Here is a 22,333-nt window from a genome sequence, read left to right as displayed (position 1 = left end):
CGTCTACAGGCCCAGCGCCAGCAGCAGGCCGTAACCGGCCAGTCCCAGGATCACCGCCGCGCCGCTGTTGCCCACCAGCCGGGCGGCCACGGCGGTGACCACCAGGCCGCCTATGTAGGCGCCGCGCCCGTCCACGGCCTGCGCGCCGACCAGGTCGGGCACGATCACCGCCGCGGCGATGCCGGCCAGCAGCGACGGCCCCAGCGCCGCGAGCGCCGAACCTTCCTCCGACAGGCGCCGCAACAGGCAGCTGCGCGTCGACAGCATGAACGGCAGCGCGCGCGTGAGAAAAGTGATCACCGCCATGGCGGCCGCCGCCAGCGCGCCGCCCACCACCAGCGCGGCCAGCACCGGCCGCCGCATGCCGGGCTGCATGCTCTGGCACACCAGCGCCAGGAACAGCGCCGGCAGCGCAAAACGCATGACCTGCGACAGCACCGGGTAATGGCGCTCCAGCCCTTCGCCCGCATAGACGCCGACCGCGGTGCCGGCGATCCAGGTCGCCCAGGCGCCCAGGCCCAGCCCGGTGATCCAGCGCCCGCGGCTGGCCGGTTCGACCGCGCCCAGGCGGTTGAAGGCCGTGGCGAACACCTCGTCGGTCAACAGGAAGGCGATCCTCAGCCGCTCGCGCAAGGACTCGGGCAGGAAACGCGCCAGCAAGGGGCCGTACAGCAGGTGGCGCGCATTGAGCAGCGAGCACAGCGCCACGACCCACAGCCAGGGCGTGCCGGCCTTGATCGAGGCCAGCAGCAGGAACTGGCTGGCGCCCGCGTAGACGAACACCGAAATCAGGATGACCTGCAAGGGCTGCAGGCCGGCGGCCAGCCCCGCGATGCCGAAGGCCACGGCCACCGGGAAGTAGCCGATCATGACGGGGACGCAGGCCTTCAGGCCGGCGGAAACGGGCGCGCCCGGCGTGCCGGGCGCGTCAATAGGCTTGCTGCGCATGGCATGGGTAGCAAGAGAGTGACGGATTGACGATTGTACGCAGGCCTATGCCGGCGGCTCGCCCAGCGCGCGCAGCCGCGCCTTCAACTGGCGCACTTCCTGGCACAGGTCGAGGATCAGCGCGGCGGCATCCAGCCCGGCGCCCATGTCGCGCTCCAGGCGGCGCGCCTCGCGGGCGCGCCGCAGGTCCAGGCTGTAGAAGCGCCATTCGGCAGGCTGGCGGCCACGCGCCGGCACGATGCCCACTTCGACCAGGCGCGCCACCCACTCGACTTCCGCGTCGCAGGCATGGGCCAGTTCCTCGGCGCTCAATGCGCGCGTCTTGCCGATCACGGTCGCCTGGGTCACCACGATTTTGCTCATGTTCAGACTCCCAAATTGCGGCGCGGATCGAACGCCAGGTCTTGCGCCATCTTGCGGTACGCCTCGCGCGCGGCCTCGGAATCGGCCGGCGGCAGCACCAGGTCCAGCACCAGGTACAGATCGCCGGGCGGGTCGCCCGGAATGCCGCGGCCGCGCAGCCGCAGCTTGCGGCCATTGCGCGAACCGGGCGGCACCGCGACCTCGACCGCGCCGCCCGGCGTGGGGGCCTCGACCTGCGCGCCCAGCGCCGCCTCCCAGGGCGCCACCGGCAGGTTCATGTAGAGATCGCGGCCCTCGGCGCGGTAGCGCGGATGCGGCTTGAAGCGCACCTCCAGGTACAGGTCGCCGTTCTCGGCGCCGCCGTAGCCGGGCATGCCCTGCCCGGCCAGGCGGATGTACTGGCCCTCGCGCACGCCGGCCGGGATGCGCACGCTCAGCGTGCGCGTGCGCACCTGCGGCTGGCCGTGCTCGTCGGGCTGCATGGAACGCAGGCTGATGTCGCGCGTGGCGCCGCGCAGCGCGTCTTCGAGATCGACCTCGATGGCGGCGTGGTGGTCTTCGCCGCGCGCGCGGAAATCCTGCTGCGCGGCGCGGCGGCGCGCCTGGCCGCCGAACAGCGACGAGAAGAAATCGCTGAACTGCTGGTCGCCCTCGCCATCGCGCGCGTAGTGGAACTCGAAGCCCTGGTCCCAGCCTGGCGGCGGCTGGAATCCGCCGTCGGGCGCCACGCCGGCGGCCAGGTTGTCGTAGGCCTGCCGCTTCTCCTGGTTGCCCAGCACGTCGTAGGCTTCGTTGACGTCGCGCATGCGCGTTTCCGCGTCGCTTTCCTTGCTGACGTCCGGATGGTATTTGCGCGCCAGCTTGCGATAGGCGCGCCGGATCTCGTCTTCGGGGGCGTCGCTCTGCACGCCGAGAATCTTGTAGTAGTCCTTGAACTCCATATTCCGGCCTCGTAGGGGATGGGACGGCCGGGTACGCGCCGCGGCCGGTCGAATAGGTTAAAGATAGGCGCTGGCACCCCTTTTTTCAATGCGCCGGCGCAAAGGCCCCGAACGGGCGCGGCATAATGATCGTTTGCGCGCTGCGCGCCGCATTCACGCATCCCTACAGGACACTCCGTGCTGGAAATCATCGAAGCCGATTTCAACGACGCCGCCCATGCCCGGGCCATCATCGCCCTGCTCGACGAGTACGCCCGCGGCCCCATGGGCGGCGGCGAACCGCTGTCGGCCCATGCGCGCGCCAACCTGGTGGCCGAGCTGGCGCGCCGGCCCCATGCCCGCGCGCTGCTGGCCTGGCAGGACGGCGAGCCGGCCGGGCTGGCCATCTGCATCGAAGGCTTTTCCACCTTTGCCTGCCGCCCCCTGCTCAACCTGCACGACCTGGCGGTGGCCGAACGCTTCCGCGGCCAGGGCGTGGGCACGCGCCTGCTGGAGGCGCTCGAAGCCCTGGCGGCGCGGCTGGACTGCTGCAAGGTGACACTGGAGGTGCTGGAAGGCAATACGCGCGCCCAGGCGCTGTACCGCCGCCTCGGCTACGCCGGCTACGAACTGGCGGCCGATACCGGCCGCGCCATGTTCTGGCAGAAGAAGCTGAGCGCCTGAACACCCTCCGGAGCCCGCATGCCCACCCCCGCCGACCTGCAGTTGCTCGCCGACTACAACCAGTGGATGAACCAGCGCCTGTATGCCTGTGCCGCGCAATTGCCGCCGGACGAGCTGGCCCGCGAGCGCGGCGCCTACTTCGGCTCGCTGCTGGGCACGCTCAACCACGTGGCGGTGAGCGACCGCGTCTGGCTGCAGCGCTTCGCCGCGCACCCCGCGCGCCCGGCCGCCCTGCAGCCCGTGCTGGCGCTGCCCACCCCGGCGCGGCTGGACGAGGTCCTCTACCCGGCGCTGGGGCCGCTGGCCGCGCACCGCGCCTGGCTGGACCGGTGCATCGTCGACTGGGCCGCGCAATTGCGCCCGGACGACCTGGCCTGCGAACTGGCGTACACCAGCCTGGCCGGCGAAGCCGCGCGGCGCCCGTTCGGCGGCCTGGTCCTGCACTTCTTCAACCACCAGACCCACCACCGCGGCCAGGCCACCACCCTGCTGTCGCAAGCCGGCATCGACATGGGCGCCACCGACCTCGTGTTGCGCGTGCCCGCGTCCGGCGATGCCCCGGCCTGAATCCCCTCTCATCGCAAAGGACTTGATGCCCATGAAAATGCACGACATCCCCTTCGGCACCACCGACTGGTCGACCGTGCCCGAGACCGAACATCCGGGCGAATCCGGCAAGGCGCTGTGGCGCACCCGCCAGTTCGGCGACATCCGGGTGCGCGTGGTCGAATACACGCCCGGCTACCTGTGAAGATTCAATAGGTTGTATGCATGGTTCATCCGAACCGGATTTGAGAAACTGGAAATCGCCACCCCCCCAGTTCACTCAAGGAGCCCGGCCGGATGAACACCCATAAGCATGCCCGATTGACCTTCCTACGTCGACTCGAAATGGTCCAGCAATTGATCGCCCATCAAGTTTGTGTGCCTGAAGCGGCCCGCGCCTATGGGGTCACCGCGCCGACTGTGCGCAAATGGCTGGGCCGCTTCCTGGCTCAGGGCCAGGCGGGCTTGGCCGATGCGTCCTCGCGCCCGACGGTCTCGCCCCGAGCGATTGCGCCGGCCAAGGCGCTGGCTATCGTGGAGCTGCGCCGCAAGCGGCTGACCCAAGCGCGCATCGCCCAGGCGCTGGGCGTGTCAGCCAGCACCGTCAGCCGCGTCCTGGCCCGCGCCGGTCTGTCGCACCTGGCCGACCTGGAGCCGGCCGAGCCGGTGGTGCGCTACGAGCATCAGGCCCCCGGCGATCTGCTGCACATCGACATCAAGAAGCTGGGACGTATCCAGCGCCCTGGCCACCGGGTCACGGGCAACCGACGCGATACCGTTGAGGGGGCCGGCTGGGACTTCGTCTTCGTGGCCATCGATGACCACGCCCGCGTGGCCTTCACCGACATCCACCCCGACGAGCGCTTCCCCAGCGCCGTCCAGTTCCTCAAGGACGCAGTGGCCTACTACCAGCGCCTGGGCGTGACCATCCAGCGCTTGCTCACCGACAATGGCTCGGCCTTTCGCAGCCGCGCCTTCGCCGCGCTGTGCCATGAGCTGGGCATCAAGCACCGCTTTACCCGACCTTACCGCCCACAGACCAATGGTAAGGCCGAACGCTTCATCCAGTCGGCCTTGCGTGAGTGGGCTTACGCTCACACCTACCAGAACTCCCAACACCGAGCCGATGCCATGAAATCCTGGCTACACCACTACAACTGGCATCGACCCCACCAAGGCATCGGGCGCGCTGTACCCATCTCCAGACTCAACCTGGACGAATACAACCTATTGACAGTTCACAGCTACCTGGCCGACCACTGGTGCAGCAAGGGCCATATCCTGTTCTGCCTGGAAGGCGAATTGCACACCGAACTGGAAGACGGCCGCACCTTCGTGCTGACCCCGGGCATGAGCTACCAGGTCGCCGACCAGGCCGAGGCGCACCGCTCCTCGACCCGCGGCGGCGCGCGGCTGTTCATCGTCGACTGACTCCCGCGCGCCACGCCGGCGGGCAGGACGGCCCGGTTTGCGCTACGCTGTAGCGATCGGCCGCCGCGGCACGCGCGGGGCCTGCCGTCCCAGGAGCCCGCCGTTGCCCGCCCCCCTGACCCTGTACGTCGACGCCCGTTTTCGCAGCCCCTACGCCATGTCGGCCCATGTCGCCCTGGCCGAAAAGCAGCTGGAGTTCGAAGTCCGCCTGGTGGACCTGGCTGCCGGCGAGCAACGCATGCAGCCCTACCAGAGCCGCGCCCTGACCGCCCGGGTGCCGGCCCTGGCGCATGCCGGCTTCCATCTCACCGAGTCCAGCGCCATCCAGGAATACCTGGAAGACGCCTTCGCGCCGCCGGCGCATCCCGCGCTGTATCCGGCCGGCGCCCAGGCGCGCGCCCGCGCCCGCCAGGTGCAGGCCTGGCTGCGCACCGACCTGGCGGCGCTGCGGCGGGCGCGCCCGATCGACTCCGTCTTCGATGCCCCGGCCACCACGCCGCTGGACGACGCCGCGCACTGCGACGCCGCCAAGCTGATCCGCGTGGCCGAGGCGCTGCTGCCGCCCGGCCAGGCGCACCTGTTCGGGGCCTGGAGCATCGTCGACACCGAACTGGCCCTGATGCTCAACCGCCTGGCCCATAGCGGCGACGACCTGCCCGCGCCGCTGCGCGACTACGCGGCGGCCCAATGGCAACGCGCCTCGGTGCAGGCATGGCTGCGCCATTACGAAGCGGCGCGCGGCTGAAGGGGGCGGCGCCCCGGTCACACGAATGTTGCACCGCAACATCGTTTGCGGTGTAATAGGGTAAACCCACAAGGGTCCCCGAATCCGCTCCCCACACGGGAGCCGGCCGCCACGGCCCGACCAGGCCGGCCGCCGCATCGCAATGGAGATCGCCATGGCCGCATCCGCCGCCGATCGCACCGCCCCCGACCGCTCCCCCGCCCCGGCCGCGCATCCCGCCGCCAATCTCTGGACCAGCGCGTACCAATACACGCTCGACGCCTGGCAGCGCGGCATCCTGTACACCGACGTGATGCGCCAGCGCGGCAACCAGTACCTGACGCACATGGCCAAGCGCGCCCCCAATGTGCTGAGCATGAAGTCCGAGCTGGTGCTCGACGGGCGCAAGTTCGAACGCCCCGTCAACTACGCGCTGCTGCGCATCGTCCCGCCCGCGGACGCGCCGGTCGACCCGCAGAAGCACCCCTTCCTGGTGGTCGACCCGCGCGCCGGGCACGGCCCCGGCATCGGCGGCTTCAAGCCCGAAAGCGAAATCGGCGTGGCGGTGCGCGCCGGCCATCCCTGCTACTTCGCCACCTTCCTGCCGCACCCGACCGACACCCAGACGGTCGAGGACGTGATGCGCGCCGAGGCGCGCTTCCTGGAAGAAATCATCGCCCTGCATCCGCAGGCCGAAGGCCGCCCGGTGGTGGTCGGCAACTGCCAGGCCGGCTGGCAGATCATGATGACGGCCGCGATGCGGCCCGAGCTGTTCGGCCCCATCATCGTGGCCGGCGCGCCGCTGTCGTACTGGGCCGGCTGGCGCGACATGAACCCCATGCGCTACTCGGGCGGGCTGCTGGGCGGCAGCTGGCTGACCCAGATGACCAGCGACCTGGGCAACGGCAAGTTCGACGGCGCCTGGCTGGTGCAGAATTTCGAGAACCTCAACCCCGCCAATACGCTGTGGAGCAAGCAGTACAACCTCTACGCCAAGGTCGATACCGAAGCGCCGCGCTACCTGGAGTTCGAGAAATGGTGGGGCGGGCACGTGTTCCTCAACGGCCCCGAGATCCAGTACATCGTCGACAACCTGTTCGTCGGCAACCGCCTGGCCACCGCCGGGCTGGTCACCTCCGACGGCATCCGCATCGACCTGCGCAACATCCGCTCGCCCATCATCGTGTTCTGCTCCAAGGGCGACAACATCACGCCGCCGCCGCAGGCGCTGGGCTGGATCACCGACCTGTACCAGGACGACCGCGAAGTGGTGGCGCACAACCAGACCATCGTCTACGCGGTGCATGAGAGCATCGGCCACCTGGGCATCTTCGTCTCCGGCGCGGTGGCGCGCAAGGAGCACCAGGAGTTCACCGCCAACATCGACGTCATCGACGTGCTGCCGCCCGGCATTTACCAGGCCGAGATCGCCGACAAGACGCCCGACACGCCCAATGCCGACCTGGCCTACGGCGACTACGTGCTGTCGTTCGAGCGCCGCCGCCTGGACGACGTGCGCGAGATCGTCGAGCGCAACGAGGAGGACGACCAGCGCTTCGCGGCGGTGGCCCGCATTTCCGACATCAATCTGGGCCTGTACCGCAGCTTCGTGCAACCGTGGGTGCGGGCCGCCGTCACGCCGCAATCGGCCGAGTGGATGCAGCGCATGCACCCGCTGCGCCTGCCCTACGAGCTGATTTCCGACCGCAACCCCTGGGTGGCGCCCGTCGCGCAGCTGGCCGAGCAGGTCCGCGAACAGCGCCAGCCGGCCGCGCCGGACAACCCGTTCTGGGCGCTGCAGAAGATGGCGTCCGACGCCATCGTGGCGGGCCTGGACATCTGGCGCGACCTGCGCGACTCGGCCTGCGAGCGGATCTTCATGGCCACCTATGGCTCGCCGCTGGTGCAGGACTGGGCCGGCCTGGGCGCCAAGGACGGGCCGCCGCGCAGGCATCCGGGCGTTTCGCCCGAGCACCGCGACTTCATGGCCGCGCGCGCGGCCGAGCTGCGCGCGCAGATCGACCAGGGCGGACTGCGCGAAGCCGGCCTGCGCATGCTGCTGTATGTCAGCGGCGCCGAGGGCGGCGTCGACGAGCGCAGCTTCGCCATGATCCGCAAGATGCGCGCCGACACCGACGCCAAGCTGTCGCTGCAGGCCTTCAAGGACGCCACGCGCGACCAGGCGCTGATGATGCAGCTGGACCGGCCGGCGGCCATCCGCGCCATCCCCAAGCTGCTGGAGAACGCCAGCGCCGCCGACATCCGCGCCACCCTGCACGGGATCACCCACGTGCTGGAGGCCGCCGGCCCGCTGAGCGACCGCGCGCGCGCGAGCCTGGACGAAATGAAGCGCCTGTTCCAGGGCGCCGAGCGGCGCGCCGTCAAGCGCGCCGACGCGCCCGCGCCCGCGCGCAAGGCCGCCGCGCGCAAGACGGCGACAGGCAAGGCGGCGACGGGCAAGACGGCCGCCAGGCCGGCCGGCCGCAAGGCCGCCGCCACCCCGCGCAAGGGGCGCACGGCATGAGCGCGACGCGCCACAACCACTACGAACGCCTGATCGCGCACGCGCGCACCCTGCCCGCGCTGCCTTGCGCGGTGGCCCACCCCTGCGACGAAACCTCGCTGGGCGCCGCGCTGCAGGCCATGCAACTGGGCCTGCTCACGCCCATCCTGGTGGGTCCGCAGCAGAAGATCCGCGACGTGGCCGAGCGCTGCGGCCTGGACCTGGGCGGGGCGGCCATCGTCGATGCGCCGCACAGCCACGCCGCGGCCGCCGCCGCGGTCCAGCTGGTGCGCGGCGGGCAGGCCAGCCTGCTGATGAAGGGCAGCCTGCATACCGACGAACTGATGCACGAGGTCGTGGCGCGCGACACCGGGCTGCGCACCGAGCGCCGCATCAGCCATGTGTTCATCATGGACGTGCCCACCTATCCCGAGCCGCTGTTCATCACCGATGCGGCCATCAACATCTTCCCCGACCTGGAAACCAAGGCCGACATCGTGCGCAACGCGATCGCGCTGCATCTCGGCCTGGGGCTGGGCGAGCCGCGCGTGGCCATCCTGTCGGCGGTCGAACAGGTCATGCCCAGCATTCCCAGCACGCTGGAGGCGGCCGCGCTGTGCAAGATGGCCGACCGCGGCCAGATCCAGGGCGGCATACTGGACGGCCCGCTGGCGCTGGACAACGCCATCAGCCCCGAGGCCGCGCAGGTCAAGGGCATCGTCTCGCCGGTGGCCGGCCGCGCGCAGGTCCTGGTGGTGCCGGACCTGGAAGCCGGCAACATGCTGGCCAAGAACCTCAGCTTCCTGGCCAACGCCCAGGCCGCCGGCATCGTGCTCGGCGCGCGCGTGCCCATCGTCCTGACCAGCCGCGCCGACAGCGCCCAGACCCGCCTGGCCTCGTGCGCGGTGGCCACCCTCTACGCCCACCACCTGGCGCGCGCCACCCCCCTGGCCTGACGCGACGCCGACGGAGTACGCGACCATGAGCGACAATCTTCTCGTCATCAACGCCGGCAGCTCCAGCCTCAAGTTCTACCTGTACGAGATCGCCGAGGGCGACGAGCTGCGGCCCACCCTGGGCGGCCAGCTCGACGGCATCGGCGGGTCGCGCCCGCACCTGCGCATCCGCGCCCAGGACGGCCACACCCTGCTCGAGCGCGACGTGGCGCCCACGCACGCGGCCGACGTGCCGGGCGCCCAGGAAGTGCTGGGCACCTGGCTCAGCGGCCACCTGGGCGGCGCGCCCTGCGCCATCGGTCACCGCGTGGTGCATGGCGGCACCCAGTACGATGCGCCGGTGCTGGTCGACGACGACGTGCTGGCGCAGCTGGACGATCTCACCCCGCTGGCGCCGCTGCACCAGCCCAACAACCTTGCGCCCATCCGCGTGATCCGCGAGCGCCGGCCGAACATCCCGCAAGTGGCCTGCTTCGACACGGCCTTCCACCGCACCCACTCGCCGCTGGCCGACCGCTACGCGCTGCCCGAGCACCTGTACCAGGAGGGCGTGCGGCGCTACGGTTTCCACGGCCTGTCGTACGAGTACATCGCGCAGCGCCTGCGGCGCGCGCTGCCCGAGATCGCCGGCGGCAAGATCGTGGCCGCCCACCTGGGCAACGGCGTTTCGGCCTGCACCATGGTCGATGGCCGCAGCGTCGACAGCACCATGGGCTTTACCGCGCTCGAGGGCCTGCCGATGGGCACCCGGCCCGGCCGCCTCGACCCGGGCGTGGTGCTGTGGATGATGGAGCGCGGCATGAGCCACGACGACATCGAGCATCTGCTCTATCACGACTGCGGGCTGAAGGGGCTGTCGGGCATCGGCAACGACGTGCGCGAGCTGCTGACCAGCGACGCGCCGGCGGCCCGGCTGGCGCTGGACTACTTCGCCTGGCGCGTGGCCGAGGGCATCGCCGGCCTGGGCTGCGCCATGAACGGCATCGACGCCATCGTGTTCACCGCCGGCATCGGCGAAAACGCCGCGCCGGTGCGCGCGGCGATCGCCCGCCACTGGGAATGGCTGGGCGTGCGGCTGGACGAGGCGCGCAATGCCCGCCACGGCCCGCGCATTTCCAGCGACGACAGCGCCATCGGCGTCTACGTGGTGCGCACCAACGAAGAACTGATCATCGCCCAGCACACGCTGGCGCTGGTGCGGCAGAGGCAGGCATGAACGCCGCCGCCCCCCTGCAGGGCCGGCGCGGGCTCGTCACCGGCATCGCCAACCAGGACTCGATAGCCTGGGGTTGCGCGCGCGCCTTCCGCGCGCTGGGCGCCGAACTGGCCGTGACCTACCTGAACGACAAGGCGCGCGTCCACGTCGAGCCGCTGGCGCGCAGCATCGACGCCGCCCTGCTGCTGCCGCTGGACCTGCGCGTCGACGGCCAGCTCGAATCCGTGTTCGAGCAAATCGGCGCGCGCTGGGGCAGCCTGGATTTCGTCATGCATTCGATCGCCTACGCGCCGCGCGACGATCTGCGGGGACGCGTGGTCGACTGCTCGCGCGCAGGCTTCCTGCAGGCCATGGACATCTCGTGCTGGTCGTTCATCCGCATGGCGCACCTGGCCGAGCCCCTGATGCCCAAGGGCGGCACCCTGTTCTGCATGACCTACTACGGCTCGCAGATGGTGGTGGAGCACTACAACATGATGGGGCCGGTGAAGGCGGCGCTGGAATCGGCCACCCGCTACCTGGCGGCCGAACTGGGTCCGCAGGGCATACGCGTGCACGCCATCTCGCCCGGGCCGCTCAAGACCCGCGCCGCCTCGGGCATCACCGGCTTCGACGCCTTGCTGGACCGCGCCCAGGCCAAGGCGCCGGCGCGCAGCCTGGTCGGCATCGACGACGTGGGCGAGGCCACCGCCTGGCTGGCCACCGACGCGGCGCGCCGCATCACCGGCCAGACCCTCTACATCGACGGCGGCTACCACATCATCGATTGAGGCCCGGCCGTGGCCGGGCCCGGCGCGCCTTACGCGGCGCGCGCCTGCAGCACGGCCACGGCCGGCAGCGCCTTGCCTTCCAGGAACTCCAGGAAAGCGCCGCCGCCGGTCGAGATATAGCCGGTCTGGTCGGCGATGCCGTACTTGGCGATGGCCGCCAGCGTATCGCCGCCGCCGGCAATCGAAAAGCCCGCCGAGTCGGCGATGGCGCGCGCCACCACCTCGGTGCCGTGGGCGAACTGGTCGAACTCGAACACGCCGACCGGACCGTTCCAGACGATGGTGCCGGCCGTCTTGAGGATATCGGCCAGGCGCTGCGCGGTCTGCGGTCCGATGTCGAGGATCATGTCGTCCTCGGCCACGTCGGCGGCCGCCTTGACGGTGGCCGCGGCGTCCGCGCCGAACGACTTGGCGCAAACCACGTCGGTGGGAATCGGCACCTCGGCGCCGCGGCGCTTCATGATTTCGATCACGGCGCGCGCCTGCTCGACCTGCTCGGGCTCGGCCAGCGACTTGCCGATGGGCAGGCCGGCGGCCAGCATGAAGGTGTTGGCGATGCCGCCGCCGACCACCAGCTGGTCGACCTTGTCGGCCAGCGATTGCAGGATGGACAGCTTGGTCGACACCTTGGAGCCGCCCACGATCGCCACCAGCGGCCGCTTGGGATCATGCAGCGCGCGCCCCAGCGCGTCGAGCTCGGCCTCCAGCAGCGGGCCGGCGCAGGCCACCGGCGCGAAGCGCGCGATGCCGTGCGTGGTGGCCTCGGCGCGGTGCGCGGTGCCGAAGGCGTCGTTGACGTACACATCGCACAGCGCCGCCATCTTGCGCGACAAGCCTTCGTCGTCCTTTTTCTCGCCCACGTTGCCGCGGCAGTTCTCCAGCAGCACGACTTCGCCCGGCTCGACGGAAACGCCGTCGACCCAGTCGGGCACCAGGCGCACCTGCATGCCCAGCAGTTCGGACAGGCGCTGCGCGACCGGGGCCAGCGAGTCCGCCTCGGTCAGCGCGCCCTCCTTGGGGCGGCCCAGGTGCGAGGTGACCATGACCGCCGCGCCGGCGTCTAACGCCAGGCGGATGCCGGGCACCGAGGCGCGGATGCGGGTGTCTTCGCTGATGCGGCCGGCGTCGTCGAACGGCACGTTGAGGTCGGCGCGGATGAAAACGCGCTTGCCGGACAGAGCGCCGCTCTTGGCCAGCGCGGAAAGCGTATTGACGTTGGACATACTGTATTCGGTTCCTGTGTGGATAGCGTCCGGGGCCTGCCTGCGAAAAGGGCCAGATCCGTTTCCCCGTGACGGGAAAACCAACCTGGCCCTTGCGCCCTGTTCAGGCCGTGCGGCTTACTTGGCCGACATCAGCGCGACGGTGGTGTCGAGCATGCGGTTCGAGAAGCCCCACTCGTTGTCGTACCACGACGAGACCTTGACCAGCTTGCCGGACACCTTGGTCAGGGTCGCGTCGAAGTTGCTGGAGGCCGGGTTGTGGTTGAAGTCGATCGACACCAGCGGCTCGGTGTTGTAGGTCAGGATGTCCTTGAGCTCGCCTTCGGCGGCGGCCTGCAGGATGCTGTTGACTTCCTCGACGGTGGTGTCGCGCTTGGCCACGAAGGACAGGTCGACCAGCGAGACGTTGATGGTCGGCACGCGGATCGCGAAACCGTCCAGCTTGCCGTTGAGCTCGGGCAGCACCAGGCCGACCGCGGCGGCCGCGCCGGTCTTGGTCGGGATCATGCTCATGGTGGCCGAGCGGGCGCGGCGCAGGTCTTCGTGGTAGACGTCGGTCAGCACCTGGTCATTGGTGTAGGCGTGCACGGTGGTCATCAGGCCGGTTTCCACGCCCAGCTTGTCGTGCAGCGGCTTGACCAGCGGGGCCAGGCAGTTGGTGGTGCACGAGGCGTTGGAGATCACGGTGTGCTCGGCCTTGAGCACGTTCTGGTTCACGCCGAACACGATGGTGGCGTCGACGTCCTTGCCGCCGGGCGCCGAGATGATGACCTTCTTGGCGCCGCCCTTCAGGTGCGCGCCGGCCTTTTCCTTGGAGGTGAAAAAGCCCGTGCACTCCAGCACCACGTCCACGCCCAGCTCGCCCCACGGCAGTTCGGCCGGGTTGCGGTTGGCCAGCACGCGGATCTTGTCGCCGTTGACGACCATGTAGTCGCCGTCGACCGTCACGGTGCCGGGGAACTTGCCGTGCGCCGTGTCGAAACGCGTCAGGTGCGCGTTGGTCTTGGGATCGCCCAGGTCGTTGATGGCGACGATCTCGATATCGTGCTTCTTGCCGTTTTCGTAGTGGGCGCGCAGGATGTTGCGGCCGATGCGGCCGTAGCCGTTGATGACGACGCGAATGGTCATGACTTGATCTCCCTTTTTTACAAAACCTGCTTGACGGCCTCGGCCACCTTTTCAGCGGTCAGTCCGAAGAATTTGAACAAAGCCCCGGCGGGCGCCGACTCGCCATAGCGGTCGATACCCACCACGGCGCCTTCCAGGCCCACGTACTTGTGCCAGAACGCGGTCACGCCCGCCTCGACGGCCACGCGCGGCATGCCGGCCGGCAGCACTTCGCGCTTCCATTCGGCGTCCTGGCGGTCGAACACGTCGGTGCTGGGCATGGAAACCACCCGCACGGCGATGCCGTCGGCGGCCAGCAATTCCTGCGCGGCCAGCGCGATGGCGACTTCCGAGCCCGTGGCGATGATAGCCGCACGCGCGTCGTGTGCGTCGCGCAAGACGTAACCACCGCGAACAATCGCTTTCTGCGTGGCCTCGTCGCGCGCCACGAACGGCAGGTTCTGGCGCGACAGCAGCAGCGCGGTCGGACCGCCGTCGTGCAAGTCCATGCCGATGCTGGCCGGCCGCGTCACGGCCGCGCCCCAGGCGGCGGCCGTCTCGACGGTGTCGCAGGGCCGCCACACCGACAGGTTGGGAATCAGGCGCAGGCTGGCGGCGTGTTCGATCGACTGGTGGGTCGGACCGTCCTCGCCCAGGCCGATGGAATCGTGCGTGAACACGTGCACCACGCGCTGCTTCATCAGCGCCGCCATGCGGATGGCGTTGCGCGAGTAGTCCGAGAACGTCAGGAAGGTGCCGCCGAACGGCAGGTAGCCGCCATGCAGCGCGATGCCGTTCATGATGGCGGCCATGCCGAACTCGCGCACGCCGTAGTTGATATGGCGGCCGAAATGCACGCCGTGGTGGCCGGCGCGCAGCGGCGCCACGCCCTTCCAGTCGGTGAAGTTCGAACCGGTCAGGTCGGCCGAGCCGCCCAGCATCTCCGGCAGCAGGCCGGCCAGCTCGGCGATGGCGAACTGCGACGCCTTGCGGGTGGCGACCGTCTCGCCCTTGGCCACGGTGGCCTGCAGGAAAGCCTCGAACCGGGCGGCGAAGCCTTCGGGCAGCTCGCCCTTCATGCGGCGCGTGAATTCGGCGGCCTCGGCCGGATACTGGGCCGCATAGGCCTGGAACTTGTCTTCCCAGGCGGCCTGCGCCAGCGCGCCGGCGGGACGGCTGTCCCACGCGGCGTAGATATCCTGCGGCACCTCGAAGGGGCCGGCCGACCAGCCCAGCGCCGCGCGGGTGGCGGCGATCTCGTCGTTGCCCAGCGGCGCGCCGTGCACATTGTGCGTGCCGGCCATGTTGGGCGAACCCTTGCCGATCACGGTGCGGCAGACGATCAGGGTGGGTTTCTCGGATTGCGCGCGCGCCTGCTTGATGGCCGCGTCCACCGCCGCCACGTCGTGGCCGTCCACGCCGCGGATCACGTTCCAGCCGTAGCCCTCGAAGCGGGTCGCCGTGTCGTCGGCGAACCAGTGCTCGACATGGCCGTCGATGGAAATGCCGTTGTCGTCGTACAGCGCCACCAGCTTGGACAGCTTGAGCGTGCCGGCCAGCGAGCAGGCCTCGTGCGAGATGCCTTCCATCAGGCAGCCGTCGCCCAGGAAGACATAGGTGTGGTGGTCCACCACCGTGTGGCCGGCGCGGTTGAATTCGGCCGCCAGCAGGGCCTCGGCCAGCGCCATGCCGACCGCGTTGGCCAGGCCCTGGCCCAGTGGGCCGGTGGTGGTTTCCACGCCCGGGGTGATGCCCACTTCGGGGTGCCCCGGCGTGCGCGAATGCAGCTGGCGGAAGTTCTTCAGCTCTTCCAGGGGCAGATCGTAGCCCGTCAGGTGCAGCAGGGCGTAGATCAGCATCGAGCCGTGGCCATTGGACAGCACGAAGCGGTCGCGGTTGGCCCAGGCCGGATCGGCCGGGTTGTGGCGCAGGTTGCCCAGCCACAGCGCTTGCGCGATTTCGGCCATTCCCATGGGCGCGCCGGGGTGTCCGGAATTCGCTTTCTGCACGGCGTCCATCGCAAGTACGCGGATGGCATCCGCCAAGGCAAGTTTAGGGGCGGTCGGGTTGCTCATTCGGGAGGCTCTGTGACCCTGGCGGCCGGTCAATCCGACGTCAGGTGTAAGGATTGAAAAGCTCCAGATTTTAGCACCGGGAGAATATCCGTCCCCGATAGTGCGCGCCGCGGCGGCCGGCCCGCCCGGATCGCGGCGCCCAAGCGCCGAAATGATAGGCTTACGGCCTTGTCCCAGCCGTACGCGAACCTGCCATGTCCCTGCCCCGTTTCTACTGCGACGCCCGCCTGGCGCCCGGCGAGTGCGTGGCGCTGCCCGAAGCGCTCGCCCATCACGCGGTGCGCGTGCTGCGGCTGCGCGCCGGCGCGGCGCTGGTGCTGTTCGACGGCGCCGGCGGCGAATATCCCGCCACGCTGGAAATCGAGGGCAAGGCGGCCTGGGCGCAACTGGGCGCGCATGTGCCGCGCGAAGCCGAATTGCCGGGCCGCATCACGCTGGTCCAGGGCCTGCCGGCCGGCGACAAGATGGATTGGGTGGTCGAGAAGGCGGTCGAACTGGGCGCCTGGCGGGTCAGCCCCATCGCGGCGCAGCGCAGCGTGCTCCAGTTGAACGGGGCGCGCGCCGAAAAGCGCCTGGCGCACTGGCAGCGGATCGCCCAGGCGGCCGCCGAACAATGCGGCCGCAACCGCCTGATGGCCGTGGACGCGCCGCAGGCCCTGGCGGCCTGGCTGGCACAGGCGCCCGGCGCGGCGCTGCGCCTGCTGTGCCACCCCGAGGCCGAGCTCGATCTGGCCGGCGCGCTGGCGCGGCACGCCGCGCACGACGACATCTGCCTGCTGGTGGGACCGGAAGGCGGCTGGTCGGATGAGGAGCTGGAGCAGGCGCGCGCGGCCGGCGTGCAGGCGGTGCGCTTCGGCCCCCGGGTGCTGCGCACCGAAACTGCGGGCATCGCCCTAATCGCCGCGGTCAGCGCCATCAGGGGCTGGAACGGCTAGCTGTGAAGATTCAATAGGTTGTATGCATGGTTCATCCGAACCGGATTTGAGAAACTGGAAATCGCCACCCCCCCAGTTCACTCAAGGAGCCCGGCCGGATGAACACCCATAAGCATGCCCGATTGACCTTCCTACGTCGACTCGAAATGGTCCAGCAATTGATCGCCCATCAAGTTTGTGTGCCTGAAGCGGCCCGCGCCTATGGGGTCACCGCGCCGACTGTGCGCAAATGGCTGGGCCGCTTCCTGGCTCAGGGCCAGGCGGGCTTGGCCGATGCGTCCTCGCGCCCGACGGTCTCGCCCCGAGCGATTGCGCCGGCCAAGGCGCTGGCTATCGTGGAGCTGCGCCGCAAGCGGCTGACCCAAGCGCGCATCGCCCAGGCGCTGGGCGTGTCAGCCAGCACCGTCAGCCGCGTCCTGGCCCGCGCCGGTCTGTCGCACCTGGCCGACCTGGAGCCGGCCGAGCCGGTGGTGCGCTACGAGCATCAGGCCCCCGGCGATCTGCTGCACATCGACATCAAGAAGCTGGGACGTATCCAGCGCCCTGGCCACCGGGTCACGGGCAACCGACGCGATACCGTTGAGGGGGCCGGCTGGGACTTCGTCTTCGTGGCCATCGATGACCACGCCCGCGTGGCCTTCACCGACATCCACCCCGACGAGCGCTTCCCCAGCGCCGTCCAGTTCCTCAAGGACGCAGTGGCCTACTACCAGCGCCTGGGCGTGACCATCCAGCGCTTGCTCACCGACAATGGCTCGGCCTTTCGCAGCCGCGCCTTCGCCGCGCTGTGCCATGAGCTGGGCATCAAGCACCGCTTTACCCGACCTTACCGCCCACAGACCAATGGCAAGGCCGAACGCTTCATCCAGTCGGCCTTGCGTGAGTGGGCTTACGCTCACACCTACCAGAACTCCCAACACCGAGCCGATGCCATGAAATCCTGGCTACACCACTACAACTGGCATCGACCCCACCAAGGCATCGGGCGCGCTGTACCCATCTCCAGACTCAACCTGGACGAATACAACCTATTGACAGTTCACAACTAGCTGCCCGGTTTGAAGAAGCCTTTCTCTCTTGGGAGCCTCAACATGGCTGCAGTCATCAATACCAACTACTTGTCGCTGGTTGCCCAGAACAACCTGAACAAGTCCCAATCGGCCCTGGGTAGCGCCATCGAGCGCCTGTCGTCGGGTCTGCGCATCAACAGCGCCAAGGACGACGCGGCCGGCCAGGCCATCGCCAACCGCTTCACCGCCAACGTCAAGGGCCTGACCCAGGCTGCCCGCAACGCCAACGACGGCATCTCGATCGCCCAGACGACCGAAGGCGCGCTGAACGAAATCAACAACAACCTGCAGCGCATCCGCGAACTGACGGTTCAGGCCTCCAACGGCACGAACTCGGCTTCGGACATCGACTCGATCCAGCAGGAAGTCAACCAGCGCCTGGAAGAAATCAACCGCATCGCCGAGCAGACCGACTTCAACGGCATCAAGGTCCTGAAGTCCAACGCCACCGACATGACCCTGTCGATCCAGGTCGGCGCCAAGGACAACGAAACGATCGATATCAAGATCGATCGCAACTCGAACTGGAACCTGTATGACGCCGTGGGCACCGTCCCCGGTGGCACGGTCAACGGCGAGGCTCGCACCGTCAACGCGCTGGGCTTTGACGTGCTGTCGGCCGTCACGACCACCATCGCTTCGGACACCGTGACCTTCGACGCCGCCGTGGCGGCCGCCGAACAGGCTGCTGGCGCCGCCGCAGGCGACGGCAGCGTCGTCTCGTACGGCGATGCCGCCAACCCGCAATACGCGGTCGTGGTCGACAACGCCGGCACGCTGACCTCCTACGCCCTGACCTTCGACAAGGACGGCAAGGCCGCCCTGGGCGACCAACTGGGTGCCGTCGCTTCGCAAGCCGCTGAAGCCGCCGTCGGCGTCAACGACGTCGCCTCCGGCGACAACGTCACCGTGTCCGGCGGCAACGCCAACGCGCTGTCCAAGCTGGACGACGCCATGAAGGCCGTGGACGAGCAGCGCAGCTCGCTGGGCGCGATCCAGAACCGTTTCGAATCGACCGTTGCCAACCTGAACAACACGATCACGAACCTATCGGCTGCCCGTTCGCGCATCGAAGATTCGGACTACGCGACCGAAGTGTCGAACATGACCAAGAACCAGATCCTGCAACAGGCTGGCACCTCGGTCCTGGCCCAGGCCAACCAAGTCCCGCAAAACGTCCTGTCGCTGCTGCGCTAAGCATCGGCACACCCCGGGCGGGCACAACCCGCCCGGGGCCATGGCAGTACGTACGCCCGGCCGCCTCACCGCGCCGGGCGTTTTTGCGTCCGGCGCGCGCAAGAGCGTGTGTCCCGGCGGGGCAGGCGCCTGCTCACGCCCCGCCCTCTTCCGTTGGCCAATGCGCCGCGCCAACGCACAAGGGCCCCGCGAGGGGCCCTTGTGCTGCCATGCCGCGCGCCTTACTTCTTGCGCATCGGCGGCAGGTCGGTGCACACGCCTTCGGCGACTTCGGCGGCCATGCCGACGGATTCGCCCAGGGTCGGATGCGGGTGGATGGTCTTGCCGATGTCGACCATGTCCGCGCCCATTTCGATGGCCAGGGCGATTTCGCTGATGAGATCGCCCGCGTGCGTGCCGACGATGCCGCCGCCGACGATGCGGTGGGTCTCGGCGTCGAACAGCAGCTTGGTGAAGCCCTCGTCGCGGCCGTTGGCGATGGCGCGGCCGGAGGCCGCCCACGGGAACAGGCCCTTCTCGACCTTGACGCCCTGCTTCTTCGCCTCGTCCTCGGTCAGGCCCACCCAGGCCACTTCCGGATCGGTGTAGGCCACCGACGGAATGACGCGCGCGTCGAAGTACGACTTCTCGCCATGGGCCGCCTCGGCCGCCACGTGGCCTTCGTGCACGGCCTTGTGGGCCAGCATGGGCTGGCCGACCACGTCGCCGATGGCGTAGATGTGCGGCACGTTGGTGCGCATCTGGCGGTCCACCTCGATGAAGCCGCGCTCGGTGACGGCCACGCCGGCGCGCTCGGCGCCGATCTTCTTGCCGTTGGGGCTGCGGCCCACGGCCTGCAGCACCAGGTCGTAGCGCTGCGGCTCCTTGGGCGCGCCCTCGCCCTCGAAGCTGACGTAGATGCCGTCCTTGCGGGCCTCGGCGCCTACCGTCTTGGTCTTGAGCATGATGTTGTCGAAGCGCGGCGCGTTCATCTTCTGCCACACCTTGACCAGGTCGCGGTCGGCGCCCTGCATCAGGCCGTCGAGCATTTCCACCACGTCCAGGCGCGCGCCCAGGGTGGAGTACACCGTGCCCATTTCCAGGCCGATGATGCCGCCGCCGACGATCAGCATCTTCTTGGGGATGGCGCGCAGCTGCAGCGCGCCGGTGGAGTCCACGATGCGTTCGTCGTCGGGCAGGAACGGCAGTTTCACCGACTGGCTGCCGGCGGCGATGATGGCCTGCTTGAAGCGGATGGTCTGCTTCTTGCCCTCGCCGTCGGTCACCGTGAGGTGGTGCGGGTCGGCGAACTCGCCCGTGCCGGTGACCACGCGCACCTTGCGCGCGCGGGCCATGCCGGCCAGGCCGCCGGTCAGCTTGGCGACCACGCTGTCCTTGTAGCCGCGCAGCTTGTCCAGGTCGACCTTGGGCTCGCCGAAGCTGATGCCATGGGCGGCCAGCGCGCGCGCTTCGTCGATCACCGCGGCGTTGTGCAGCAGCGCCTTGGAGGGAATGCAGCCCACGTTCAGGCACACGCCGCCCAGGGTGGCGTAGCGCTCGACCATCACGGTGTCCATGCCCAGGTCGGCGGCGCGGAAGGCGGCCGAATAGCCGCCGGGGCCCGCGCCCAGCACCAGCATGTCGCATTCGAGGTCGGCCGAGCCGCTGTAGGCGGCCGCGGCCGGCGCGCTCGCCTTGGCGGCCGGCGCCTTCGGTGCATCCGCCTTCGGCGCCTCGGCCTTGGGCGCCTCGGCCTTGGGCGCGGCGGCGGCCTCGCCGGCCGCCTCCACGTCCAGGATGACCGTGCCCTCGGCGACCTTGTCGCCCACCTTGACCTTGACCGATTTCACCACGCCCGCCGACGAGGCCGGGATTTCCATCGACGCCTTGTCCGACTCGACCGTGATCAGGCTTTGCTCGGCCTTGATGGTGTCGCCGGCGGCGACCAGCACCTCGATGACTTCGACTTCCTTGAAGTCACCGATGTCGGGCACCTTGATTTCCACGATATTGCTCATCGATTGCCCCCGTTACAGCGCGATGCGGCGGAAGTCGACCAGCAGCTGGCCGAGATAGGCGTTGAAGCGCGCCGCCGAGGCGCCGTCGATGACGCGGTGGTCATAGGACAGCGACAGCGGCAGGGTCAGGCGCGGCACGAACTGCTTGCCGTCCCAGACCGGCTTGTGGGCCGAGCGCGACACGCCCAGGATGGCCACTTCGGGCGCGTTGATGATGGGCGTGAAATGCGTGCCGCCGATGCCGCCCAGCGACGAGATCGAGAAGCAGCCGCCCTGCATCTCGGCGGGCGAGGCCTTGCCTTCGCGGGCCTTCCTGGCCAGCTCGGAGGTTTCGCGGGCCAGCTCCAGGATGCCCTTCTTGTCGGCGTCGCGCACCACCGGCACCACCAGCCCGTTGGGCGTGTCGGCGGCGAAGCCGATGTGGTAGTACTGCTTGAGCACCAGGTTGTCGCCATCCAGCGAGGCGTTGAACTCGGGGAACTTCTTCAGCGCCGCGACCACCGCCTTGATCAGGAAGGCCAGCATGGTGACCTTGACGCCCGATTTCTCGTTCTCCTTGTTCAGCGCCACGCGCAGCGCCTCCAGGTCGGTGATGTCCGCTTCGTCGTTGTTGGTGACGTGCGGGATCATGACCCAGTTGCGGTGCAGGTTGGCGCCCGAGATCTTCTTGATGCGCGACAGCGGCTTGGCTTCGATGGGGCCGAACTTGGTGAAATCGATCTTGGGCCACGGCAGCAGCCCCAGCGCGGCGCCATCGCCGCCGCCCGAGGCGCCAGCCGGCGCACCAGCCGACAGCGCCTGCTTCACGTAGGCGCGCACGTCATCGGCCGTGATGCGGCCCTTGGCGGCCGAGCCGGTGACGCGGCTCAGGTTCACGCCCAGCTCGCGCGCGAACTTGCGCACCGACGGCGAGGCATGCGGCAATTGGCCGGGCTTGAGGTCTTCGTCCTGCAGCGCGGCGGCCGGGGCGGGCCGCTGCGCCGGAGCCGAAGCCGGGGCCACGGGCGAAGCCGGCGCGGCGGGCTCGGCTGCGGCCGGCGCCGCGGCGGCGCCCTGGCCCTGCACCACGGCGATGACCGTGCCCATCGCGACCTTGTCGCCTACCTTGACCTTGAGCGACTGCACCACGCCGCCCGCCGAGGCCGGGATTTCCATCGAGGCCTTGTCGGACTCGACCGTGATCAGGCTTTGCTCGGCCTTGATGGTGTCGCCCTCGGCGACCAGCACCTCGATGACCTCGACTTCCTTGAAGTCGCCGATATCGGGCACCTTGACTTCGATCGGGCCGGCGGCGGCCGGCGCCTCGGCCTGGGCCGCCTGCGCCTGGGGCGCCTCGGCCTTCGCGGCGTCGGCCTTGGGCGTCTCGGCGGCCTGCTCGGCCTTGGGGGCCTCGGCCTTGGGCGCGGCGGCGGCCTCGCCGGCCGCCTCCACTTCCAGGATGACCGTGCCTTCGGCGATCTTGTCGCCCACCTTCACCTTGACCGACTTCACCACGCCCGCGGCCGAGGCCGGAATCTCCATCGATGCCTTGTCGGACTCCACCGTGATCAGGCTTTGCTCGGCCTTGATCGTGTCGCCCGCCGATACCAGCACCTCGATGACTTCCACCTCCTTGAAGTCACCGATGTCCGGTACCTTGATTTCCACGATATTGCTCATGTCTGTTTA

At 69.3% G+C, this 22,333-nt stretch carries 19 protein-coding genes and 4 pseudogenes; 13 read left to right on the top strand and 10 right to left on the bottom strand.

The genetic code is table 11. The annotated features are described in order from the left end of the window. Positions 1–3 precede the first annotated feature (3 nt). The 4 genes and pseudogenes from BN118_RS20720 to BN118_RS06960 form a co-directional block, all read right to left on the bottom strand. The gene (locus BN118_RS20720; protein ID WP_224019508.1) at positions 4–363 is read right to left on the bottom strand and encodes an AzlD domain-containing protein; all 360 of its coding nucleotides are present in this window, start codon (positions 361–363) and stop codon (positions 4–6) included. 156 nt (positions 364–519) lie between these two features. Beyond that, positions 520–870 (bottom strand): annotated as a pseudogene (locus BN118_RS21345) (AzlC family ABC transporter permease); the annotation flags it as partial. 123 nt (positions 871–993) lie between these two features. Further along, positions 994–1,311 carry a chaperone modulator CbpM gene (locus BN118_RS06965; protein ID WP_003809467.1) on the bottom strand — a complete coding sequence of 106 codons (318 nt, stop codon included), beginning with the start codon at positions 1,309–1,311 and terminating at the stop codon, positions 994–996. Positions 1,312–1,313: 2 nt separating this feature from the next. After that, entirely contained in the window at positions 1,314–2,252 is a 939-nt protein-coding gene (locus BN118_RS06960; RefSeq protein ID WP_010930139.1) for a DnaJ C-terminal domain-containing protein, read from the bottom strand. Positions 2,253–2,429: 177 nt separating this feature from the next. Between BN118_RS06960 and BN118_RS06955 the strand changes: the two genes are divergently transcribed. The 10 genes and pseudogenes from BN118_RS06955 (at position 2,430) to fabI (ending at position 11,061) form a co-directional block, all read left to right on the top strand. After that, positions 2,430–2,915 carry a GNAT family N-acetyltransferase gene (locus tag BN118_RS06955; RefSeq protein WP_003819814.1) on the top strand — a complete coding sequence of 162 codons (486 nt, stop codon included), beginning with the start codon at positions 2,430–2,432 and terminating at the stop codon, positions 2,913–2,915. A gap of 18 nt (positions 2,916–2,933) precedes the next feature. After that, positions 2,934–3,482 carry a DinB family protein gene (locus BN118_RS06950; protein ID WP_014905659.1) on the top strand — a complete coding sequence of 183 codons (549 nt, stop codon included), beginning with the start codon at positions 2,934–2,936 and terminating at the stop codon, positions 3,480–3,482. Between the two features lie 31 nt (positions 3,483–3,513). Continuing rightward, positions 3,514–3,663 (top strand): annotated as a pseudogene (locus tag BN118_RS20120) (DHCW motif cupin fold protein); the annotation flags it as partial. A gap of 95 nt (positions 3,664–3,758) precedes the next feature. Then, positions 3,759–4,706, top strand: a pseudogene (locus tag BN118_RS06945) (IS481 family transposase); the annotation flags it as partial. Further along, positions 4,707–4,892, top strand: a pseudogene (locus tag BN118_RS21400) (DHCW motif cupin fold protein); the annotation flags it as partial. It abuts the pseudogene before it with no gap. 103 nt (positions 4,893–4,995) lie between these two features. Beyond that, entirely contained in the window at positions 4,996–5,637 is a 642-nt protein-coding gene (gene yfcF / locus BN118_RS06940) for a glutathione transferase (protein WP_010930137.1), read from the top strand. Between the two features lie 154 nt (positions 5,638–5,791). Further along, a complete protein-coding gene (locus tag BN118_RS06935) occupies positions 5,792–8,140 on the top strand; it encodes a DUF3141 domain-containing protein (RefSeq protein ID WP_014905658.1) in 2,349 nt (782 codons plus the stop codon). Then, a complete protein-coding gene (locus BN118_RS06930; protein ID WP_003809454.1) occupies positions 8,137–9,075 on the top strand; it encodes a phosphate acetyltransferase in 939 nt (312 codons plus the stop codon). The genes BN118_RS06935 and BN118_RS06930 overlap by 4 nt, the downstream gene beginning before the upstream one ends. A 25-nt stretch (positions 9,076–9,100) precedes the next feature. Beyond that, complete coding sequence (locus tag BN118_RS06925; RefSeq protein WP_014905657.1) at positions 9,101–10,291, top strand: acetate/propionate family kinase; 1,191 nt, start codon at positions 9,101–9,103, stop codon at positions 10,289–10,291. Next, complete coding sequence (fabI, locus tag BN118_RS06920) at positions 10,288–11,061, top strand: enoyl-ACP reductase FabI (RefSeq protein ID WP_014905656.1); 774 nt, start codon at positions 10,288–10,290, stop codon at positions 11,059–11,061. Before BN118_RS06925 ends, fabI begins: the two co-directional genes overlap by 4 nt. A 29-nt stretch (positions 11,062–11,090) precedes the next feature. On the opposite strand, the gene BN118_RS06915 is transcribed toward fabI, so the two are convergent. The 3 genes from BN118_RS06915 to tkt all read right to left on the bottom strand — a co-directional run bounded on the left by BN118_RS06915 (position 11,091) and on the right by tkt (position 15,466). After that, positions 11,091–12,284 carry a phosphoglycerate kinase gene (locus BN118_RS06915; protein ID WP_010930133.1) on the bottom strand — a complete coding sequence of 398 codons (1,194 nt, stop codon included), beginning with the start codon at positions 12,282–12,284 and terminating at the stop codon, positions 11,091–11,093. A 117-nt stretch (positions 12,285–12,401) separates the two neighbouring features. Next, a complete protein-coding gene (gene gap, locus BN118_RS06910; RefSeq protein ID WP_010930132.1) occupies positions 12,402–13,412 on the bottom strand; it encodes a type I glyceraldehyde-3-phosphate dehydrogenase in 1,011 nt (336 codons plus the stop codon). Between the two features lie 17 nt (positions 13,413–13,429). After that, the gene (gene tkt, locus BN118_RS06905) at positions 13,430–15,466 is read right to left on the bottom strand and encodes a transketolase (protein ID WP_010930131.1); all 2,037 of its coding nucleotides are present in this window, start codon (positions 15,464–15,466) and stop codon (positions 13,430–13,432) included. Positions 15,467–15,660: 194 nt separating this feature from the next. Between tkt and BN118_RS06900 the strand changes: the two genes are divergently transcribed. Beyond that, positions 15,661–16,401: a 16S rRNA (uracil(1498)-N(3))-methyltransferase gene (locus tag BN118_RS06900; RefSeq protein ID WP_010930130.1), complete on the top strand. Its 741-nt coding sequence runs from the start codon at positions 15,661–15,663 to the stop codon at positions 16,399–16,401. On the opposite strand, the gene BN118_RS21030 is transcribed toward BN118_RS06900, so the two are convergent. Continuing rightward, entirely contained in the window at positions 16,360–16,482 is a 123-nt protein-coding gene (locus tag BN118_RS21030; RefSeq protein WP_255033170.1) for a hypothetical protein, read from the bottom strand. The two genes, BN118_RS06900 and BN118_RS21030, sit on opposite strands and share 42 nt — an antisense overlap. 17 nt (positions 16,483–16,499) lie before the next feature. On the opposite strand from BN118_RS21030, the gene BN118_RS06895 reads away from it, so the two are divergent. After that, entirely contained in the window at positions 16,500–17,450 is a 951-nt protein-coding gene (locus BN118_RS06895) for an IS481-like element IS481 family transposase (RefSeq protein WP_005012808.1), read from the top strand. Positions 17,451–17,492: 42 nt separating this feature from the next. Next, complete coding sequence (locus BN118_RS06890; RefSeq protein ID WP_003817151.1) at positions 17,493–18,668, top strand: FliC/FljB family flagellin; 1,176 nt, start codon at positions 17,493–17,495, stop codon at positions 18,666–18,668. A 221-nt stretch (positions 18,669–18,889) separates the two neighbouring features. On the opposite strand, the gene lpdA is transcribed toward BN118_RS06890, so the two are convergent. Further along, on the bottom strand, positions 18,890–20,665 hold the full coding sequence (gene lpdA / locus BN118_RS06885) for a dihydrolipoyl dehydrogenase (protein ID WP_014905655.1): 1,776 nt from the start codon (positions 20,663–20,665) through the stop codon (positions 18,890–18,892). A gap of 12 nt (positions 20,666–20,677) precedes the next feature. Continuing rightward, a complete protein-coding gene (gene aceF, locus BN118_RS06880) occupies positions 20,678–22,324 on the bottom strand; it encodes a dihydrolipoyllysine-residue acetyltransferase (RefSeq protein WP_014905654.1) in 1,647 nt (548 codons plus the stop codon). Positions 22,325–22,333 lie beyond the last annotated feature (9 nt).

Origin of the sequence: Bordetella pertussis 18323, assembly GCF_000306945.1 — a bacterium.
GTDB lineage: Bacteria > Pseudomonadota > Gammaproteobacteria > Burkholderiales > Burkholderiaceae_B > Bordetella > Bordetella pertussis.
Note: the sequence above shows the minus strand (reverse complement) of the source record. Positions and strands in the feature narration are given on the sequence as shown.

Bases quoted from the DNA above. Each gene is read 5' to 3' on its own strand.
- BN118_RS20720 (WP_224019508.1), bottom strand. From the start codon at position 363: ATGCGGCGGCCGGTGCTGGCCGCGCTGGTGGTGGGCGGCGCGCTGGCG.
- BN118_RS06965 (WP_003809467.1), bottom strand. From the start codon at position 1,311: ATGAGCAAAATCGTGGTGACCCAGGCGACCGTGATCGGCAAGACGCGC.
- BN118_RS06960 (WP_010930139.1), bottom strand. From the start codon at position 2,252: ATGGAGTTCAAGGACTACTACAAGATTCTCGGCGTGCAGAGCGACGCC.
- BN118_RS06950 (WP_014905659.1), top strand. From the start codon at position 2,934: ATGCCCACCCCCGCCGACCTGCAGTTGCTCGCCGACTACAACCAGTGG.
- BN118_RS06935 (WP_014905658.1), top strand. From the start codon at position 5,792: ATGGCCGCATCCGCCGCCGATCGCACCGCCCCCGACCGCTCCCCCGCC.
- BN118_RS06930 (WP_003809454.1), top strand. From the start codon at position 8,137: ATGAGCGCGACGCGCCACAACCACTACGAACGCCTGATCGCGCACGCG.
- BN118_RS06925 (WP_014905657.1), top strand. From the start codon at position 9,101: ATGAGCGACAATCTTCTCGTCATCAACGCCGGCAGCTCCAGCCTCAAG.
- fabI (WP_014905656.1), top strand. From the start codon at position 10,288: ATGAACGCCGCCGCCCCCCTGCAGGGCCGGCGCGGGCTCGTCACCGGC.
- BN118_RS06915 (WP_010930133.1), bottom strand. From the start codon at position 12,284: ATGTCCAACGTCAATACGCTTTCCGCGCTGGCCAAGAGCGGCGCTCTG.
- gap (WP_010930132.1), bottom strand. From the start codon at position 13,412: ATGACCATTCGCGTCGTCATCAACGGCTACGGCCGCATCGGCCGCAAC.
- tkt (WP_010930131.1), bottom strand. From the start codon at position 15,466: ATGAGCAACCCGACCGCCCCTAAACTTGCCTTGGCGGATGCCATCCGC.
- BN118_RS06900 (WP_010930130.1), top strand. From the start codon at position 15,661: ATGTCCCTGCCCCGTTTCTACTGCGACGCCCGCCTGGCGCCCGGCGAG.
- BN118_RS06895 (WP_005012808.1), top strand. From the start codon at position 16,500: ATGAACACCCATAAGCATGCCCGATTGACCTTCCTACGTCGACTCGAA.
- BN118_RS06890 (WP_003817151.1), top strand. From the start codon at position 17,493: ATGGCTGCAGTCATCAATACCAACTACTTGTCGCTGGTTGCCCAGAAC.
- lpdA (WP_014905655.1), bottom strand. From the start codon at position 20,665: ATGAGCAATATCGTGGAAATCAAGGTGCCCGACATCGGTGACTTCAAG.
- aceF (WP_014905654.1), bottom strand. From the start codon at position 22,324: ATGAGCAATATCGTGGAAATCAAGGTACCGGACATCGGTGACTTCAAG.